General features: G+C 69.3%; 17 protein-coding genes and 1 pseudogene. 6 read left to right on the top strand and 12 right to left on the bottom strand.

Annotation, left to right across the window (positions count from 1 at the left end):
* Positions 1–30: 30 nt before the first annotated feature.
* Positions 31–495 carry a DUF3617 domain-containing protein gene (locus ACOFKS_RS14050; RefSeq protein WP_419809884.1) on the bottom strand — a complete coding sequence of 155 codons (465 nt, stop codon included), beginning with the start codon at positions 493–495 and terminating at the stop codon, positions 31–33.
* Positions 496–655: 160 nt separating this feature from the next.
* Here ACOFKS_RS14050 and uvrB point away from each other — a divergent pair, with 160 nt between their 5' ends.
* Both uvrB and ACOFKS_RS14040 read left to right on the top strand, forming a co-directional pair.
* Entirely contained in the window at positions 656–2,854 is a 2,199-nt protein-coding gene (gene uvrB, locus ACOFKS_RS14045) for an excinuclease ABC subunit UvrB (RefSeq protein ID WP_419809883.1), read from the top strand.
* A 100-nt stretch (positions 2,855–2,954) separates the two neighbouring features.
* Positions 2,955–3,686: a PEPxxWA-CTERM sorting domain-containing protein gene (locus tag ACOFKS_RS14040; protein ID WP_419809882.1), complete on the top strand. Its 732-nt coding sequence runs from the start codon at positions 2,955–2,957 to the stop codon at positions 3,684–3,686.
* 104 nt (positions 3,687–3,790) lie between these two features.
* Here ACOFKS_RS14040 and ACOFKS_RS14035 read toward each other — a convergent pair whose 3' ends face one another.
* Genes ACOFKS_RS14035 through ACOFKS_RS14020 form a run of 4 tightly spaced genes read right to left on the bottom strand, consistent with a single transcriptional unit; the run spans position 3,791 to position 5,624 of the window.
* On the bottom strand, positions 3,791–4,648 hold the full coding sequence (locus ACOFKS_RS14035) for an oxidoreductase (RefSeq protein ID WP_419809881.1): 858 nt from the start codon (positions 4,646–4,648) through the stop codon (positions 3,791–3,793).
* A 55-nt stretch (positions 4,649–4,703) separates the two neighbouring features.
* The gene (locus ACOFKS_RS14030; protein WP_419809880.1) at positions 4,704–5,120 is read right to left on the bottom strand and encodes a hypothetical protein; all 417 of its coding nucleotides are present in this window, start codon (positions 5,118–5,120) and stop codon (positions 4,704–4,706) included.
* Positions 5,110–5,250 (bottom strand): hypothetical protein, encoded by a 141-nt coding sequence (locus ACOFKS_RS14025; protein WP_419809879.1) that lies wholly within the window; start codon positions 5,248–5,250, stop codon positions 5,110–5,112. The genes ACOFKS_RS14030 and ACOFKS_RS14025 overlap by 11 nt, the downstream gene beginning before the upstream one ends.
* Before the next feature lie 11 nt (positions 5,251–5,261).
* Positions 5,262–5,624 carry a PRC-barrel domain-containing protein gene (locus tag ACOFKS_RS14020; RefSeq protein ID WP_419809878.1) on the bottom strand — a complete coding sequence of 121 codons (363 nt, stop codon included), beginning with the start codon at positions 5,622–5,624 and terminating at the stop codon, positions 5,262–5,264.
* 94 nt (positions 5,625–5,718) lie between these two features.
* On the opposite strand from ACOFKS_RS14020, the gene ACOFKS_RS14015 reads away from it, so the two are divergent.
* Positions 5,719–6,234 (top strand): hypothetical protein, encoded by a 516-nt coding sequence (locus ACOFKS_RS14015; RefSeq protein ID WP_419809877.1) that lies wholly within the window; start codon positions 5,719–5,721, stop codon positions 6,232–6,234.
* Positions 6,235–6,735: 501 nt separating this feature from the next.
* Here the strand turns inward: ACOFKS_RS14015 and ACOFKS_RS14010 are convergent.
* Both ACOFKS_RS14010 and ACOFKS_RS14005 read right to left on the bottom strand, forming a co-directional pair.
* Complete coding sequence (locus ACOFKS_RS14010) at positions 6,736–8,445, bottom strand: alkaline phosphatase family protein (RefSeq protein WP_419809876.1); 1,710 nt, start codon at positions 8,443–8,445, stop codon at positions 6,736–6,738.
* Positions 8,446–8,518: 73 nt separating this feature from the next.
* Positions 8,519–8,806, bottom strand: coding sequence for a hypothetical protein (locus ACOFKS_RS14005; protein ID WP_419809875.1), 288 nt, complete (start codon positions 8,804–8,806; stop codon positions 8,519–8,521).
* Between the two features lie 46 nt (positions 8,807–8,852).
* Here ACOFKS_RS14005 and ACOFKS_RS14000 point away from each other — a divergent pair, with 46 nt between their 5' ends.
* The gene (locus ACOFKS_RS14000; protein ID WP_419809874.1) at positions 8,853–9,356 is read left to right on the top strand and encodes a hypothetical protein; all 504 of its coding nucleotides are present in this window, start codon (positions 8,853–8,855) and stop codon (positions 9,354–9,356) included.
* Here the strand turns inward: ACOFKS_RS14000 and ACOFKS_RS13995 are convergent.
* The 5 genes and pseudogenes from ACOFKS_RS13995 to ACOFKS_RS13975 form a co-directional block, all read right to left on the bottom strand.
* A pseudogene (locus ACOFKS_RS13995) lies at positions 9,329–9,439 on the bottom strand (PEPxxWA-CTERM sorting domain-containing protein); the annotation flags it as partial. The gene ACOFKS_RS14000 and the pseudogene ACOFKS_RS13995 overlap by 28 nt on opposite strands.
* A gap of 245 nt (positions 9,440–9,684) precedes the next feature.
* The gene (locus ACOFKS_RS13990; RefSeq protein WP_419809873.1) at positions 9,685–9,882 is read right to left on the bottom strand and encodes a hypothetical protein; all 198 of its coding nucleotides are present in this window, start codon (positions 9,880–9,882) and stop codon (positions 9,685–9,687) included.
* 169 nt (positions 9,883–10,051) lie between these two features.
* On the bottom strand, positions 10,052–11,242 hold the full coding sequence (locus tag ACOFKS_RS13985) for an NAD(P)/FAD-dependent oxidoreductase (RefSeq protein ID WP_419809872.1): 1,191 nt from the start codon (positions 11,240–11,242) through the stop codon (positions 10,052–10,054).
* Positions 11,239–12,024 (bottom strand): hypothetical protein, encoded by a 786-nt coding sequence (locus ACOFKS_RS13980; RefSeq protein WP_419809871.1) that lies wholly within the window; start codon positions 12,022–12,024, stop codon positions 11,239–11,241. The genes ACOFKS_RS13985 and ACOFKS_RS13980 overlap by 4 nt, the downstream gene beginning before the upstream one ends.
* A complete protein-coding gene (locus ACOFKS_RS13975) occupies positions 12,021–13,544 on the bottom strand; it encodes a fumarate hydratase (RefSeq protein WP_419809870.1) in 1,524 nt (507 codons plus the stop codon). The genes ACOFKS_RS13980 and ACOFKS_RS13975 overlap by 4 nt, the downstream gene beginning before the upstream one ends.
* 130 nt (positions 13,545–13,674) lie before the next feature.
* Here ACOFKS_RS13975 and ACOFKS_RS13970 point away from each other — a divergent pair, with 130 nt between their 5' ends.
* A complete protein-coding gene (locus ACOFKS_RS13970; protein ID WP_419809869.1) occupies positions 13,675–16,320 on the top strand; it encodes an EAL domain-containing protein in 2,646 nt (881 codons plus the stop codon).
* Between the two features lie 243 nt (positions 16,321–16,563).
* Entirely contained in the window at positions 16,564–17,298 is a 735-nt protein-coding gene (locus ACOFKS_RS13965) for a Crp/Fnr family transcriptional regulator (protein WP_419809868.1), read from the top strand.
* The last annotated feature ends 243 nt before the right edge of the window (positions 17,299–17,541 follow it).

The following is a 17,541-nucleotide window of genomic DNA, read 5'->3' as shown; positions in this document are numbered from 1 at the left end:
CGTTCGGCGATCGCGTCCTGGCGTCGGACCTCAGCCCTTCGCGGCCGGCGGCGCCGGCGGGGTGATGTCGCCGGGCTTGCAAGCGCCGGTGCGAGTGGAACGGACCCGCATTCCCATCCCACGCTGCGGGGTGGCGGATGCACCGACCGGCACGATCGACATGGTCAGGTCTTGCGCCGTCGCCCCGCTGGTGCCGGTTACCGTCACCCGCACCTTCTCGCCGCTTTGCGCCTGGCAGGTGCCGGCGACATCGACGCGCTCGCCCTCCTGTACCATCCGATCGAACTTGCAATCGCGCGCCGGTGACGCGCGATCGATATTGCCGGCGGGCGTGTCGCGCGCCGCCGCTTCGGGGGTGACGCAGGTGCCGGTGGCGGCGGCCGCATCCATCGCGTTCTGCATCCCCTCCCGGAGCCTCGTCGTGTCGACTCCCGGCCCGCCGTCGAGGCGGGTGATCTCCAGCCTGGTCGACCAACTGCCCGGCTGGCGCTTCACGGCGCAGCCGGCTTGCCCGTCGCCGTCGCAGCCGCCGCGCTCCCGCCTGCCGCATCCTTGTTCCCGCAGCCCGCGAGCGCCAACGCCGTCATCGTGGTCGCCAACAGCCGCATGATAGCATCCCCTTTGCTTGCGTGGGCCCTGCCGCCATATCCGACTCATGACAATCCAGATCCGCACCAGCCTGGCCGAGCCCGAAACGGGCGACAGCTTCGTGCCCCACCGCCCCGCGCGGCCCGCGAAGGTCGAGGGCGGCAAGGCGTTCAAGCTCGTCAGCGAATACACCCCCTCGGGCGATCAGCCGACCGCGATCGCGGAGCTGACCAGCAGCGCGCTGGCGGGCGACAAGGATCAGGTGCTGCTCGGCGTCACCGGATCGGGCAAGACCTTCACCATGGCCAAGGTGATCGAGGCGCTGCAGCGCCCGGCGCTGATCCTGGCGCCCAACAAGATCCTCGCGGCGCAGCTGTACGGCGAGTTCAAGTCGTTCTTCCCGGAGAACGCGGTCGAGTATTTCGTCAGCTATTACGACTATTACCAGCCCGAAGCCTATGTGCCTCGGTCGGACACCTACATCGAGAAGGAAAGCTCGGTGAACGAGGGCATCGACCGGATGCGTCACTCGGCGACACGGTCTTTGCTGGAGCGCGACGACGTCATCATCGTCGCATCGGTATCGTGCATCTATGGCATCGGCTCGGTCGAGACCTATTCGGCGATGATCTTCGACCTGAAGAAGGGTCAGTCGGTCGACCAGCGCGAGATCGTCCGCAAGCTGGTGGCGCTGCAATACAAGCGCAACGACGCCGCGTTCGCGCGCGGCAATTTCCGCGTGAAGGGCGACAATCTCGAACTCTATCCGTCGCATTATGAGGATGCGGCGTGGCGGATCAGCTTCTTCGGCGACGAGATCGAAAGCATCACCGAGTTCGATCCGTTGACCGGCAACAAGATCGCCTCGCTCAACAGCGTTCGCGTCTATGCCAACTCGCACTATGTCACGCCCGGCCCGACGATGAAACAGGCGACCGAGGCGATCCGGCACGAGATGACCGAGCGGCTCAAGGAGCTGGAGGCGGAGGGCAAGCTGATCGAGCATCAGCGGCTCGAACAGCGCACCAATTTCGACCTGGAGATGATCGCCGCCACCGGCAGCTGCAACGGCATCGAGAACTACAGCCGCTTCCTGACCGGCCGCCTGCCCGGCGAGCCGCCGCCGACGCTGTTCGAATATCTGCCCGAGAACGCGCTGCTGTTCGTCGACGAGAGCCACGTCACCGTGCCGCAGGTCGGCGGCATGGCGCGCGGCGATCACCGGCGGAAGATCACGCTGGCGGAGTACGGCTTCCGCCTGCCGTCGTGCATCGACAACCGGCCGCTGCGGTTCAACGAATGGGACGCGATGCGCCCGCAGACGATCAGCGTCTCCGCGACGCCCGGCGGGTGGGAGATGGAACAGACCGGCGGCGTCTTCGCCGAACAGGTCATCCGCCCGACCGGGCTGATCGACCCGCCGGTCGAGATCAAGCCGGTCGAGGAACAGGTCCAGGACCTGATCGTCGAATGCCAGAAGACCACCGCGCTCGGCTATCGCACGCTGGTCACGACGCTGACCAAGCGGATGGCGGAGGATCTGACCGAATATATGCACGAGGCGGGGATCAAGGTCCGCTACATGCATTCCGACGTCGAGACGCTCGAACGGATCGAGCTGATCCGCGACCTTCGGCTGGGCGTCTACGACGTGCTGATCGGCATCAACCTGCTGCGCGAGGGGCTGGACATCCCCGAATGCGGGCTGGTCGCGATCCTGGACGCGGACAAGGAGGGATTCCTGCGGTCGGAGACCTCGCTGATCCAGACGATCGGGCGCGCCGCGCGCAACGTCGACGGCCGCGTCATCCTCTATGCCGACCGCATCACGGGCTCGATGGAGCGCGCGATGAACGAGACCGCACGGCGCCGCGAGAAGCAGGAGGAATACAACACGATCCACGGCATCACGCCGACGACGATCCGCCGCAACATCGGCGACATCATCGCGCATGTCTCGTCGAAGGATCAGGTGACGATCGAGATCGACGAAGACCGTCCGCACATGGTCGGCCACAATCTGCGCGCGTACATCGAGGATCTGGAGAAGAAGATGCGCAAGGCCGCGTCGGACCTGGAGTTCGAGGAGGCGGGCCGACTGCGCGATGAAATCCGGCAGCTGGAGAACGACGAACTCGGCCTGCCCGCCGCCGAGCAGAAGGCGCCGCTGATGGGGCGCAGCAACGAGGGCAAGCCGGGGACGCGCAAGACGCGCTACGGCAAGCAGCAGCAGGTGCGCGCGGGACGGCGGGCCACGCGACAATAATGTCACGGGGGCCGCCTTTGTTCGATACCAACCTAAATAAGCGTTAATGACTGTTTACGGGCGATAATCTGTTGAGTAACGGCGGCGCAAGGAGAATTCCATGAAGACCATCGCTACTGCCTTCGTCGCAATCGCCGCGGCCGTTGCCGCCACGCCGGCGACCGCCCAGTCCTATGACGCCTTCACGACCTTCAACGGTACGCAGGGCGCAGGTAATTTCTACTACGGGCTCGCTAATCCGGCGACTCCGGACGTGTCGGGAACATTCTTCACGGCGAACACCAACTGCTTTATCGACGGCTCGACCTGTCTTCAGGAAGCGGCGAACCACGATGTTCCCGGTGTCGCCAAGGGCGGTATGCCGGCGTTCCAGTACGGCACCGTCAATGTTCCGCAGGACCGTCTGCTGATCCATCCGTCGAACACTGACGATGTGACGTTCGCCGTGTTCGTCGCGCCGACCGCAGGCTTCTATCGCCTGTCCGCGACGTTCAACGTGCAGGACATCAATCCGTCGGGCGTCGACATCTTCAGTGTCGGCACCACGAACGGTGGCCTGCCGCTGACCTTCGCGAACATCGGATCGATCGGCGCCGGCAACACGACGTTCACCACCTTCACCGGACCGGTGCGGCTCGGCGCGTCCGAGGCGCTCGGCTATGCGGTCGGCCGTCAGGGTACGTACAACAACGACTCGACGGGTCTTCAGTTCAGCGTCCTCGCGGGCGTGCCGGAGCCGACGACCTGGTCGCTGATGATCCTCGGCTTCGGTGCGATCGGTGGCGCCATGCGCCGCCGCGCGCGGACGACCACGACGGTTGCCTACGCCTGAGTAGCCAGTCCAAGGGCTGAACGACGCCGCCGTGCAGGACATCCTGCGCGGCGGTTCTCGTTTATGCGAGCGGCAAGACCTCGCTCCGGCTCAATATCGGCTTGTCAGGCGCCATCGGCTGCCGGGAAATCCGCGCCGAGCGCCTCGTCGCGCAGGTGCTCGATCTCGGCCAGCCGTTCGCGCAGCTTGGCTGTCGCCGCCTCCCAGCCGAACCTGCCGAGCACCAGATGACGCGGCGGATCGTCGCGCATGACCGCCTCGATCATGGCCGCCGCCGCGCGCACCGGGTCGCCGGGCTGCGCGCCCGAATAGCCGCTGGTCTGCGCCATCCGCGCCGTCGAGGTGTCGGCATAGTCGTCGATACGACCGGCGGTCCGGCGCAGCGATCGACCGGCCCAGTCGGTGCGGAACGGCCCCGGCTCGACGCAGGTCACGCTGATCCCGAGCGGCGCGACCTCCGCCTTGAGGCTGTCGGACCAGCCCTCGACCGCGTGCTTGGTCGCCGAATAATAGCCCGACGCGGGAAAGCCGATCAGCCCGCCGATGGAAGTGACGTTGACGATCGCGCCCGACCGCTGCGCGCGCATCACCGGCAGCACCGCGCGGGTGACGGCGAACAGGCCGAATACGTTGGCGCCGAACTGTGCGCGGATTTCGGACTCCTCGCCCTCCTCGATCGAGCTTTGATAGCCGTAGCCGGCATTGTTCACGAGCACGTCGATGCGCCCGAACCGTTCGGTCGCCGCCGTTACGCCACGCGCGATCGCGGAGGCATCGGTGACGTCCAGCGCGACACCCAGCGCCCGGTCGGGGGCTAGCGCGACCAGATCGGCGATGTGGTCGGCGTCACGCGCGGTGACCACCGCCCGCCACCCACGCGCCAGCACGAGGCGGGCAAGCTCCCGGCCGAAGCCGGTCGAGCAGCCGGTGATGAACCAGACGGGGTCGTTCGGCAGCGGCATGACGTCGATCCTCCGAGAATAATGATGGCAACGCACCCGGACCCGCGAGGTCCCGTCAGGGCAGCGTGACGCCCGCCTCGTTCGGTGCGACCGGCGGCATCCCGGTCGCACACCGCGCCGATAGCGCACGCATCGCCATCCACATCCCGCGCAGCTTTGCCTGCCCGGCCGCGTCGCGGACATCGGCGACGACCGCGATCTGCAGCGACGGTCCCTTCAAGAAGACGAAGACGTCCTCCAAGGCGACGGTGTCGACCGTGCGCCAGTCGACGCGACAGCTGCCCTTCTCGCCGGTAATCGTCGTCAGGCACCCCGCCGTCACGACCCGCTTCACTCGCGAGTCACCGGTGCCGAGGTCGTCCTCGATCTCGGTGTACCAGCCCGCGAACGACGCCGCGAGCGGATCGGGGACTGCCCCGGCCGGAGCGCCGGTCGCCGCCAGCGCCAGGGCGATCAGCACATCAGCGGCCATCCCCTCGTCCGGAGGTCGGCTCCGCGTCGGTCGTCTGCGGCGGCGCGGGCGACGGGCGGTCGGCCGCGTCCTTGTCGGGATCGGTCAGCAGGTCGTCGACGACCTCCTGTGCCGTGTTTTCCTTCTCCATGGTCGCTCTCCTCAATGTTCCGCGGCGTAATAGCGCGCCACTCGCTCGGCATAGGCGTTGTCGAACACTGGCGCGTGATTGGCCCAGCTCGGCCCGCCCTTGAGCAGCTGCGGATCGACGCGCACGACGTAGACGTCACGCACCGGGTCGAAGCCGAGCAGCGCGAACGGCACCGGGTAATAGCTCTTGCCCATCCCCAGGAAGCCACCGAGGCTCAGCACCGCATGCGTGGCCTGACCCGACGCCTTGTCGATCAGATAGGCCGCCACCGTGCCCACGGCGGCGCCATCGCGGGTTTCCGCGCGCGGCTGTTCGCTGGTGAGCGCCTGAACCAAGGGGGCGGGAGCAGGGGTGGGAGCGGGAGTGGTGGCCATGAGGATCAAACCCTGCGGTCCACCGCCCGGTTCCCGCGCCCGACGCGATGGTGCCGTGGTTGAGGCGGGCGAAAGGCTGGGGCATAGCCCGCAGATGCGCGCGACCGCCTTTATCCTCGCCGCGCTCGCCACCGCGAGCTGCACCACCGCGCCCCCGGTCCGGCCGGCAGCGGCGCCGCCGCCGCGCGCCGTCGCGCGCTCGCCTGCGCCCGTGCCGCTGGCCGCCGATTGGCGCGACTGGCCGATGACGCCGGGGACGTGGCGCTACGCCGCTGACGCGCGGGGATCGGCAGCGACGTTCGGTCAGGTCGGCGCGCCGGCGGCGGTGCTGCGATGCGATCGGCAGGGCGGACGCATCTTCCTATCAGTCGCCGGCGCGACGTCCGGCATGCTGACGGTGCGGACCAGCAGCATCAGCCGTACCGTACCGGGCGGCGCGACCGGCGGTGTGCCGCCCTATGTCGCCGCGACGCTCGCGGTCGGCGACCCTCTGCTCGACGCGATCGCGTTCAGCCGCGGGCGCTTTGCGCTGAGCCGCACGGGCGCTCGCCCGATCGTCCTGCCCGCCTGGGCGGAAGTCGGACGGGTGATCGAGGATTGCCGTCCCTGAGCCTTGATTCCCGGCGACGTCTCCGCCGCAAATCAGGTCTTGCAAGTCGCCGCGGTTCTTCGCACATTGGGGCTGCGGGCGATGCCCGCATCTTGGCTTCAACAAGCGAAAGGAGGTGATCCGATGTCTCATGGTTCAGCAGTGGGGTCGGTTCAGTTCGTTCGGGGGACCGGCCTCTAGGACCGCAGGATCGCGTCGGAGGGTATACTCTCTCAATCAACGACGCGGTGCGAAGGTCGTACCAGAGGCCACCTGGTCTCCCGGGCTGGAGCTCTCCGGCCGCTGACCATGTTAGGGGGCTGTCAGGTGGTTCTGCGAACCGTCTGGCAGCCTCTTCTCATTTGCCGCGCGCATGGGCGCAGCAAAGCTGCTCCCAAGACGCGCAAGAACGGCCGGCGGGCGGCGAAGCGCGCCCGTTCGACGTCACGACGCGGCTCCGACGCTAGCTTTCCTGACGCCTTGAACCACACCGAACGCCACGAGTGCGCGCGCGCCGATGCGCTACGCTTCCGACCCCGCCGAGCGCCGATAGAGCGCCCCGCCGGCCGTCACCTGATCCGCCTCCCGTGTCCGCCCGAGCCGCCGCAGCACGTCCACCAGCAAATCTCGCGCGGCCGCGCTCGCCGGGTCGATCGCCAGCGCGCGGCGCAGCGCCGGCTCCGCCTCGGCCGGTTTCAACGCGGCGTGCGCCATGCCCAGTCCGATCAGCGCGTCGACCCGGTCCGGCTCCGCCGCCGTCACCAGCGCGAACGCCCGCGCCGCGTCGGCGGGCCGTTCCAGCATCAGCCAAGCGGCACCGGCCCGGATCCGTTCCGCCGCCGCGCCCTCCGCCTCTACCCGCAGCAGATACGGCCGCGCCGATGCCGCCTCGCCCCGCAGCGCGTGATAGCCACCCCGGATCAGTGCCTCCCAGACATGGCCCGGTGCCGCCGCCGCGATGCGCTCGGCCAGCGGCGGCAGGTCGTCCGCGCGCCCCGCCGCCGCCGCCGCGGCCGCCATCATCCCGATCGCCACCGGCTCCTCGCCCCCCACCGCGATGGCGGCGGCGGCGAAGTCCGCGCCCGCCGCCGCATCGTGCGGCATCGTCAGGGCGGCGAGCCGCACCAGCCGGTGTGCCTGCCATCCCGTCGGCGGTGCGGGCGCACGATGGCCGAAGCCCTCCACCCGCGCCAGCGCCGCGCGATCGATCGGCGGCTCCTCGCCCAGGTCGCGTGCCGGTGCCGCCGGCCGCACCCCGGCCGGATCGCCGAGCAGGACGCGCCCGCCCAGCACCGGATCGCCCAGCCCATAGCGCGCGAGCAGCGAGGGCACGAGGTCGACCGCATGTGCGACATCGGATCGGACCCCCGGCTTCACCCCCGGCCCGGCGATCGCCAGAAACCCCGCCTCGCCGCGAAAGCCCAGCGACGCGAGCACCACCACCGTGTCGCGCGGCACGGCGGAGAGGGTGATCGCGACCATCGTGTCGATCAGCGTCCATGCCGCGTCGACGACGCCGTCATAGGGCGGCGGAGCGTCCGCAAACCGCCCCAGCACCGCCGCCATCCAGCTGTGGAAGACGAATGCCGTATCCCAGGGCGCCTCGATCAGCAGCGCCTGCGCGGCCGCATGGTTGGTCGACACACGGGCGATCATGATCGCGAGATCGATCAGGCGGCGGTCGCTGCGCTGGTCGACCGTCTCCAGCCCCGGCACCAACGGTGCGAGCGCCGCCGCGTCGACGTCGGACGGATGGACGCGCACCTCGCCCACCGCCTCGCGCCAGGACGGCGGCGCCACATCCGCCGGCAGCACCCAGTCTTGCCAGGACCGGCCCGTCGCTTGCGCCAGCCGGTCGTCGACATGGACCCCGGCCCAGGCCGCGCCGGCGCGGGTGAAGGGCCACGCCACCGACAGCGTCCGCGCGCGCGCATCGCTCAGCCGCTGCCAGACCGGCGCATGCCGCCAAGCCGTTCGTCCGGTCGGACGCAGCCCGCCGGCCCATGCCTCGTCCAGCCCGACGATGCCGTGCTGATGCGCCAGCACGCCGGTGCTCAGCGTCGCCCAGGCGGCAGCGCGGTTGCCGGGCACGTCGTCGATCAGGCGCAGCCCCGCGCCCCGGCGCAATACTGCGGCAATCGCAGGCGCCTGACCCTTGCCGACCCTTGCGATCAGGTCGCTCCACGCGATACCGCCCAATCCGATGACCAGCGTTTTGGGAACCGAAGACATGGCCAATGATCCTGGGGCAAGCATTCAGGTGACGCGCGCGACGGCGGCGGCGCTGCCTGCCTGCTTCGCGCTGTTACCGCAACTGGCGCAGGCCGATGCGGTGGTGCTGGCGGCGCACGACGCGGACGGCCTCCTGCTCGGTGCCGGCGGCGTGTTGTGGCGCGGCTGGAACGAGCCGACCGGGATGCCTGCCTGGATCGAGGTGCTGACCGACAGCCGCCGCGGCGTCGGTCGGGCGCTGCTGGCAGGTCTCGCGGCGCTGGCGGGCGCGGAGAGCGACCGGCTGTGGGCGGTGAAGCCCCGTCGACGAGGCGAGCGATGCCGCCGCCTTTGCGCTTGCCTGCGGCGCGACGGCGGCCAAGCGGCATCTGTATTTCGAGGCGCGGGGCGCCGACTTCACCGCCGACATGGGCCCGGTGGTCGAGCCGCTGCGCCGCGCCGGCCGGATCCCGGCGGACCTGGCGATGATCGATCTGACCGAGGCGAACGTCGAACAGGTCAAATGGCTGATCGCGGAGCAGATGGACGCGCCGCCGCCGCGCATGGACCAGATGCTCGCGCGCGCGCTCGCGGAGCCGTCCGAGAGCGCGCCCGTCGACCGCGAGCGTTCGCGCGTGCTGGTCACCGGCGACAGCACCGTCGCGGGTGTGCTGCTCACCCGGCAGGTGCCGGGCGAGAACGTGTCGGAAGTGGTGTGCAACGTCGTCGACCCGCGCTGGCGCGGCGGCTGGGCCAACCCGATGCTGCTCCACGGCTTTACCGCGAAGAGCCTGGAACAGGGTTGCACCCGGATGCGGTTCGATTGCGACGAGGACGTCCGCGACACGATCCGCCTCGCTCGTCGGAGCGGGGCGGATCGGTTGCGGACGGAAAGCCGGTTCGCTTACGCGACCGCGGCGACGCCGACCTGACGACGGCGGCGACGCATCGCCATGCCCGCGCCGCCGAAGCCCGCGATCATCAGCGCCCAGGTCGCCGGCTCGGGCACGCCCGCCGCGAGCTGGAAACCGATGTCGTTGATGGTGGCGCCGTTGTTGATGACGCCGGCATAGCCGACATACTTGTTGCCGTCGGCCGCGAAGCGAAGGCCGTAATAGCTGTCGCTGGCCGCCAGCGAGATGATCGAACCGAAGTCCGAGCCGGTCTTGGTCTCGTTGACGAAGTTCTGCCTCGGCGCGCCCATCGCGTCCGCCGCGGAACCATAGGGACGGTCGGTTACGGTCGCACCGTCCTGACCGTTTAGTACTCGGTGCCGACAAACGCCTCGATCTCCTTAAGACGTGAGGAGAAGGTGTACTGGGCAGAGGTCCCGACCAACGTAATCGCCGTCCCCTCGGACGTCGCGTTATATTCGATGGTCGGCGCAGCACTCGCCACCGAGGCTGCCGAACCTGCCGCGAACAACATCGCTGGCTTGAGAACCGTCGAAACCTTCATGATCTAAAACCCCGTTTTGCGACCGCGTCCGCCGATGGCTTGGCCTCGAGTCAGGCGGCTGGTGAACGCGCCATTAAGACAGAGCTGATTGTTACATAATCCCGCATTTACCGGTTGTTCCAGGCTGGAACAGATTAAATTGAGCGGCTTTCCACAGCCGCTTCGTGCGTCAGACCGCCATCCCCGCCGCCCACCCGCTCGCCCACGCCCACTGGAAATTGTAGCCGCCCAGCCAGCCGGTCACGTCCACCGCCTCGCCGATCGCGTACAGCCCCGGCACGTGCCGCGCGGCCATGGTCTGCGACGACAGGCCGGCGGTGGCGATGCCGCCGACCGTCACCTCCGCCTTGGCGAAGCCCTCGCTGCCGTTGGGCACGAAGCGCCAGTCCGCCAACCGCCGCTCCGCCGCCGTCAGCTCCGCGTCCTTGCGCCCGGCCAGTTCGGCCCCCGCCCCCATCGACTCCGCCAGCGTCGTCGCCAGCCGCTCGGGCAGATCGGCCGCCAGCACCGAACGCAGCGTCGCGCGCGGTCGTGCCCGCTTGGCGGCCAGCAACCATCCGGCCTCGCGCCCCGGCAGGAAGTCGATCGCGACCGCCTCGCCATGCCGCCAATAGGAGGAGACCTGCAGGATCGCCGGCCCCGACAACCCGCGATGCGTGAACAGCGCGGCTTCCGCGAAGGCCGGGGTCTTGGCCGTCGACGATCCGACCCGCGCCACCACCGGCGCCGCCACGCCCGCCAGATCGCGGAACAGCGCCTCCTCCGTCGGCAGCGTCAGCGGCACCAGCGCAGGGCGCGGCTCGACCACCTTCAGCCCGAACCGCCGCGCCAGGTCATAGGCGACGCCGGTCGCGCCCAGCTTCGGGATCGACGGGCCGCCGGTGGCGATCACCAGCGCGGGCGCGGTATAGGTGCGCCCGCCCTGTTCGACCCGGAACACGCCGTCGCCATGCTCGACCGCGCCGATCGCGGCGCCGAGGCTCAGCGTCACGCCGCCCGCCTCGCATTCGTCGAGCAGCATCGCCACGATCTGACGCGCGGAGCCGTCGCAGAACAGCTGCCCCAGCGTCTTTTCGTGCCACGCGATCCCGTGCCGCTCGACCAGCGCGAGGAAGTCCCGTGCGGTGTATCGGCCCAGCGCCGACTTCGCGAAATGCGGGTTGGCCGACACGAAACGGTCCGCCGCCGTGCCCAAATTGGTGAAATTGCACCGCCCGCCGCCGGAGATGACGATCTTGCGCCCCGGCTCCGGCGCGTGGTCGATCACCACCACACGCCGCCCGCGCTGCCCCGCCGTCGCCGCGCACATCAGCCCCGCGCCGCCCGCGCCGAGCACGATCGCGTCGAAGGTCGCGTTCACCCGGCGAGGGCCGCCAGATGCGCCGCGAGATAGCCGTCGATGTCGCCGACCAGCGAACCGCCGAAACGCGGGTTAAGCTCGATCAGGCGGAGCCCCGCCCCGGTCAGCTTGTAGTTGAAGCAGCAGGTGCCCTCGAAGCCGAGCGCATCGAGGATCGCGGTGCACGGGCCGATCGCGGGCGCGTCGTCCGCCGGTTCGATCGACCGCGGCCGGTCGACCGCCCCGCGCACCGTCAGGCTCGCGCCCATGGCGTAGCGATAGCACAGCCGATACCGCACCCGCCCGTCGACGCGCAGCAGATGGAGGACGTATTCGTCGCTGCCTTCCACCGCCTCCTGCCGGAAGCTGTCCGACGGCAGCGTGTCGGGCTCGTCGTCAGGCGAGCGGACGATCCGGATGCCCTGCCCGAAATCGCCCCGCCGTGCCTTGAGCACATACGGATAGCGCACCTCGCCGTCGGACAGCAGCGCCGGCAGCAGCTCGCCGAAGCCAAGGTCGGTCAGCCGCCGGTGGAACAGCAGCTTGTCGTCCGCCATCGCCACCTGCTCGTCGTCCGGCAGCACCGCGCGCCGCCGTCCGTCCGTCCGCTCGGCGCGTGCCGCGGCGTTCCGCGCAGGCGCGACCTGCGGGATGCTGAGCGGCACCACCAGCGCGAACGGCGTCGCGTCGGTCGCATTGTCGAAGTCGGTGAAGCACGCCTCGAAGCGCGCGGCGTCCAGCCCCGCCTCGATCGCGGGACGCTGCGTCGAATGTTCGCCGAACAGGATGCGCGCGCGGCTCATGCGGGAGTCAGCAGTCCTTCTCGCGCGATCTTCTCCCGCCACACCAGCGGCGCCAGTTGATGGACGTTCTGCCCCGCCGCGTCGACCGCGACGGTAACCGGGAAGTCCGCGACCTCGAACTCGTAGATCGCCTCCATGCCCAGATCCTCGAACCCGACCGCCTTCGCGCCCTTGATCGCGCGTGCGACCAGATAGGCGGCGCCGCCGACCGCCATCAGATAGGCGGACTTCCCCTCGGCGATCGCTTGTGTCGCGTCCGGCCCGCGCTCCGCCTTGCCGACCATCGCCAGCAGGCCCTGGTCGAGCATCATCCGGGTGAACTTGTCCATCCGCGTCGCCGTCGTCGGCCCGGCGGGACCGACCACCTCCTCGCCGACCGGATCGACCGGCCCGACATAATAGATGACGCGGCCCGCGAAATCGACCGGCAGCGGCTCGCCCGCCGCGAGCATGTCGGCGATCCGCTTGTGCGCGGCGTCGCGCCCGGTCAGCATCCGGCCGTTGAGCAACAGCCGGTCGCCATGCTTCCACGACGCGACGACGTCGGGCGTCAACGTGTCGAGATCGACCCGGATCGCCGCCTTGTCGGGCGTCCAGTCCACCTGCGGCCACTCGCTCAGCTTGGGTGCCTCCAGATAGGCCGGCCCCGACCCGTAGAGCGTGAAGTGCGCGTGGCGCGTCGCGGCGCAATTGGGGATCATCGCCACCGGCTTCGACGCCGCATGCGTCGGCCAGTCGAGGATCTTGACGTCGAGGATCGTCGACAGCCCGCCCAGCCCCTGCGCGCCGATGCCGAGTGCGTTTACACGGTCGAACAGCTCGATCCGCAGCGCCTCGATGTCGTCGTTGGGGCCACGGGCCTTGAGCTGGCCCATGTCGATCGCGCCCATCAGCGATTGTTTGGCGAGCAGCATCGCCTTTTCCGCGGTGCCGCCGATGCCGATCCCCAGCATGCCGGGCGGGCACCAGCCCGCACCCATCTGCGGCACCGTCTCCACCACCCAGTCGACGATGGAGTCGGACGGGTTCATCATCTTGAACTTGGACTTGTTCTCCGACCCGCCGCCCTTCGCCGCGACGTCGATCGCGACGGTCGCACCCGGCACCATCTCGACGTGGAGCACGCTCGGCGTGTTGTCCTTGGTGTTGCGCCGGGTGAAGGCCGGGTCGGCGAGAATCGAGGCGCGCAGCTTGTTCTCCGGGTGCAGGTAGGCGCGGCGCACGCCCTCGTCGACGACCTCCTGCAGGCTGCGGTCGCCCGGCTCCAGCCGGCAATCCTGGCCCCACCGCACGAATATCGTGACGATGCCCGTATCCTGGCAGATCGGCCGATGTCCCTCCGCGCACATCCGGCTGTTGGTCAGGATCTGCGCGATCGCGTCCTTCGCGGCGGGCGACTGCTCCGCGGCATAGGCGTCGCCCAGCGCGCGGATGTAGTCCATCGGGTGATAGTAGCTGATGAACTGCAGCGCGTCGGCGACGCTCTCGATCAGGTCGGCTTCGCGGATGATGACGGTCATGACCGACGCGGATAGCGCGCGCCGCGCCGTTCGCAAACCGCGCGCGCGACCGCTGCCGGCAAGGTGAACGCGGCATCAACCAATCCCCGACGGCAATTCGGCAACCCCGCGCGGCTACCTGCCACCGATCATGTTCCGCCTCCGCCTCGAAGCCCGCGACCGGGTGCCCGCCACCGTGCTGCTCGGACTGTCGGAGGACGAACGCGCGCCGCTCGCCGACGCGGACGCGATGCGGCTCGCGCAGGTCAAGGCGGTGTGGCCGATCGCGATGACGGCACAGGCGGTCGGCGCGGCGGTACTGATCGTCGTCCCCTGGGCACAAGGCTTCGCGCATCCGACGCCCTTGTCCTTCTTCGGCGTCGGGCTGGTGACCGCGATGGCGGGGATGATCTGGGGCGCGCTGGCGCTGCCGGGCGCGCGCGTGTGGCCGGTCCACACGCTAAATCGGGTGCTGACGACGCTGTCGGCGGCGATCGCGGGCGGGCTGCTGCTGCTGCTGTGGGCGGCGGCGCGGATGCCGGCCGGGACGGCGCAGCTCGGCAGCTTCGTCGCCGCCGCCGGCGCGATCGGGGTCACCGCGATCGCGTTGCAGCCGGTGCGCGCGGCGACGCTCGGCTTCGGCGCGGGGCTGGTCGTGGCGCTGTTCTGCCTGACGGGCATCGGCACCGCATTGGGCGTGTCGGCGACCTTCCTCGGCTGCCTCGGCGCGTGCGCGCGGCGGCTGGCCCGCCACGACGTCGACGCCGCGATCGCCCACGCCGCCGAGGCAAGCGAAGGCCGCCTCGCCGCCAAGATGATCGCCGAGTTCGAGGGCCAGGGCACGGGCTGGTTCTGGGAGGCCGACCGCTATGGCCGCGTCACCTACCTTTCCGCCACGGTTGCGGGTGACCTGACGCGCGCGGCAGCCGTGGCGCCGGTTGGGCGGATGTTGACCGACATCTTTCAGATCGACGGCGAGGCGCCCGGCACCGAGCGCACGCTCGCCTTTCACCTGTCGTCGCGGACCTCGTTCAACGAATATCCCGTCCGCGCCGCCGGCGTGACGACGGCGGCGGACGTGGGCGAGCGCTGGTGGTCGATCTCGGGCCGGCCGCTGCTGGACGATCAGGGGCGTTTCGCCGGCTTCATCGGGTCGGGCTCGGACCTGACCGAGCGCCGCCGGTCGGAGGCGGAGATCACCCGCCTCGCCATGTTCGACGGGCTGACCGGCCTCGCCAACCGCGCGCACATGCGGTCGAGCCTCGACAAGACGCTGGCCCAGACCCCCGGCGCGTTCCGCCCGGTGGCGCTGCTGCTGCTCGATCTCGACCGCTTCAAGCAGGTCAACGACACGCTTGGCCATCAGGCGGGCGACGCGCTGCTGAAGCAGGTCGCACAGCGGCTGCAGCGCGGGGTCGGCGACGCCGGGCTGGTCGGGCGGCTGGGCGGTGACGAGTTCCAGATGCTGCTGCCGGGCATGGACAATCGCGACAGCCTCGCGATCCTGGCGCGCGACCTCATCAAGGCGATCTCTCAGCCCTATTTCATCAGCGGCGCGTCGATCGCGATCGGCGGGTCGATCGGCATCGCGCTGGCGTTGACGCCCGGCGACGATGCGGAGACGCTGACCCGCAACGCCGATCTCGCGCTCTACGCGGCGAAGGGCGACGGGCGCGGCGTCCACCGCTTCTACGCGCCCGAGATGCTCGCCGGTGCGAAGACCCGCCAGCAACTGGAGGACGACCTCCGCCACGCGATCGCCGGCGGCGGCTTTCACCTCGCCTATCAGCCGGTCGTCTCCACCGCGAGCGAACGGATCGTCGGGTACGAGGCGCTGGTCCGCTGGAACCACCCGACGCGCGGCGCGGTGCCGCCGTCTGAATTCATCCCGATCGCCGAGGAATGCGGCCTGATAGGCGCGATCGGCGAGTGGGTACTCCGGACCGCCTGCATCGAGGCGGCGCGCTGGCCGGGCGACGTGCGCGTCGCGGTCAACATCTCGCCGATGCAGTTCGTCGATCCGCAATTACCGGTGCTCGTCACCAGTGCGCTCGCGCGCGCAGGGCTGGCCGCCGAGCGGCTGGAGCTGGAGATCACCGAGGGGGTGTTCCTCGACGAATCGCAATCGTCGGATGCGATGTTCAAGGCGCTGAAGGGCCTCGGCGTGCGGCTGGCGCTCGATGACTTCGGCACCGGCTATTCGTCGCTCGGCTATCTCCGCACCGCACCGTTCGACAAGATCAAGATCGACCAGAGCTTCGTGAAGGGCGCGGCGCAGCCCGGCAACCGCAACGCCGCGATCATCAAGGCGATCGTGACGCTGGCCGAAACGCTGGAGATGGAGACCACCGCGGAAGGCGTCGAGATCGAGGACGAGATCGACCTCGTCCGCCGCCTCGGGTGCAGCCACATCCAGGGCTACATCTACGGCAAGCCCGCGCTCGCCGAGGATGTGGCGCGCCAGCTTCATGGCGAACGCCACGCGGTGGCGGACGGCTATCGCGTCAGCCGCAGCCCCCGCAATTCGATGCTACGCACCGCGCGTGTCGAGATCGGCAGCACCGAGGGCGACGTCCGCATCCGCAACATCTCGTCGACCGGCGCGATGATCGACGGGCTGGAGATCGACGGCGACGGCGCCGGGCTCGACGTGCTGATCGAACTGCTGGAGGATCAGATGTTCGCCGCCCGCGTCCGCTGGTCACGCGACGGACGCGCAGGGATCGAGTTCGCCGAGACGTTCAATCTGGAGCGGCTTCACCAATCAGGCGCGAGGATCCGCCGCATCGCCGGTTGATCCAGGTCAGTGTTGAATCATGATCGCTTGATCTAAGTTAGTCGCGAGCACGTCGGATGCGCTACCACCGCGGCGAAGCGGGGAGCGACGATGACCGACCATGTTGCCGATCGCCTGCCCCGAGTCCGCCTGGTCGCGCGCGTCTGGCCCGGTCATGCCGTGATCCGGTCTTGATCCCAAGCGCCCCGCCACGAACGCGACACCATCGGTCGGTCGATCGATCACCCGCTCGGGCCGTCGCCGATGGATAGGGTGACGAACGTCTTCACCCGCAAGCTCGTCGGACTAGCCTCGTTGAATGAGCACGAGATCGCGCTGCTCGATGCGGAGGCGACCCCCATCCGCCTGATCGCCGCGCATCGCGACCTGATCCGCGAAGGCGACAAGCCCGGTCCGGTGTTCGTCGTGCTCGACGGCTGGGCCTGCCGCTACAAGATGTTGCCCGACGGTAGTCGACAGATCGTGGCGTTCATGATGCCGGGCGATTTCTGCGACATCCATGCCGGCATCCTGGACGAGATGGACCACGCGATCGGCACGCTCACCGCGTGCCAGATTGTGGCGATCCCGCGCGAGCGGATGGACCGGCTGATCGTCGCCACGCCGGCCCTCACCCACGCCTTCTGGCGCGCGCAGCTGGTCGACGAGGGCGTGTTGCGCGCCTGGATCGTCAGCATCGGGCGGCGCGACAGCCTGCAACGGGTGGCGCACCTGATGCTCGAACTCTACGTCCGGCTCCGCAGCATCGGACTGGCGAACGACGAACGCTGCGAGATGCCGCTGACGCAGGCGGTGCTGGCGGACTCGCTGGGGCTGACGCCGGTGCATCTCAACCGCGTGCTCAAGGTGCTGCGCGAGCGCCGGGCGATGACGCTGACCGGCGGCACGCTGCAACTGCTCGACCCGCGCGAGCTGGTCCGCATCGCCGGATTCGACAACAACTATCTGCATCGCCGAGTCCCCGACGAGGTCGGGTGAGGACCCCACGCGCAGCAATCTCGGAGGCTATTTATTTTCGTTCCTGCATCGTTCTCTTGCGGAGCGAAAAGGCGGCTGAAGTCCACGCGTCGCGAGGGGCGGCATGCGACGAGTTGAATCGCACGCACGACCAATCGCATCACTGCCACGTCATTTACCGGCTTGCCTACAGGGGGGAGTTCGCACAATCTGTAGCGGTTGGACCGGGGGGCTGACCCTATTGCTGGTAGAGAGCGTGACACC

Source organism: Sphingomonas sp., from assembly GCF_965200135.1.
Lineage (GTDB): Bacteria > Pseudomonadota > Alphaproteobacteria > Sphingomonadales > Sphingomonadaceae > Sphingomonas.
The sequence above is the reverse complement of the archived record's forward strand: the minus strand, read 5'-3'. Positions and strand labels throughout refer to the sequence as shown.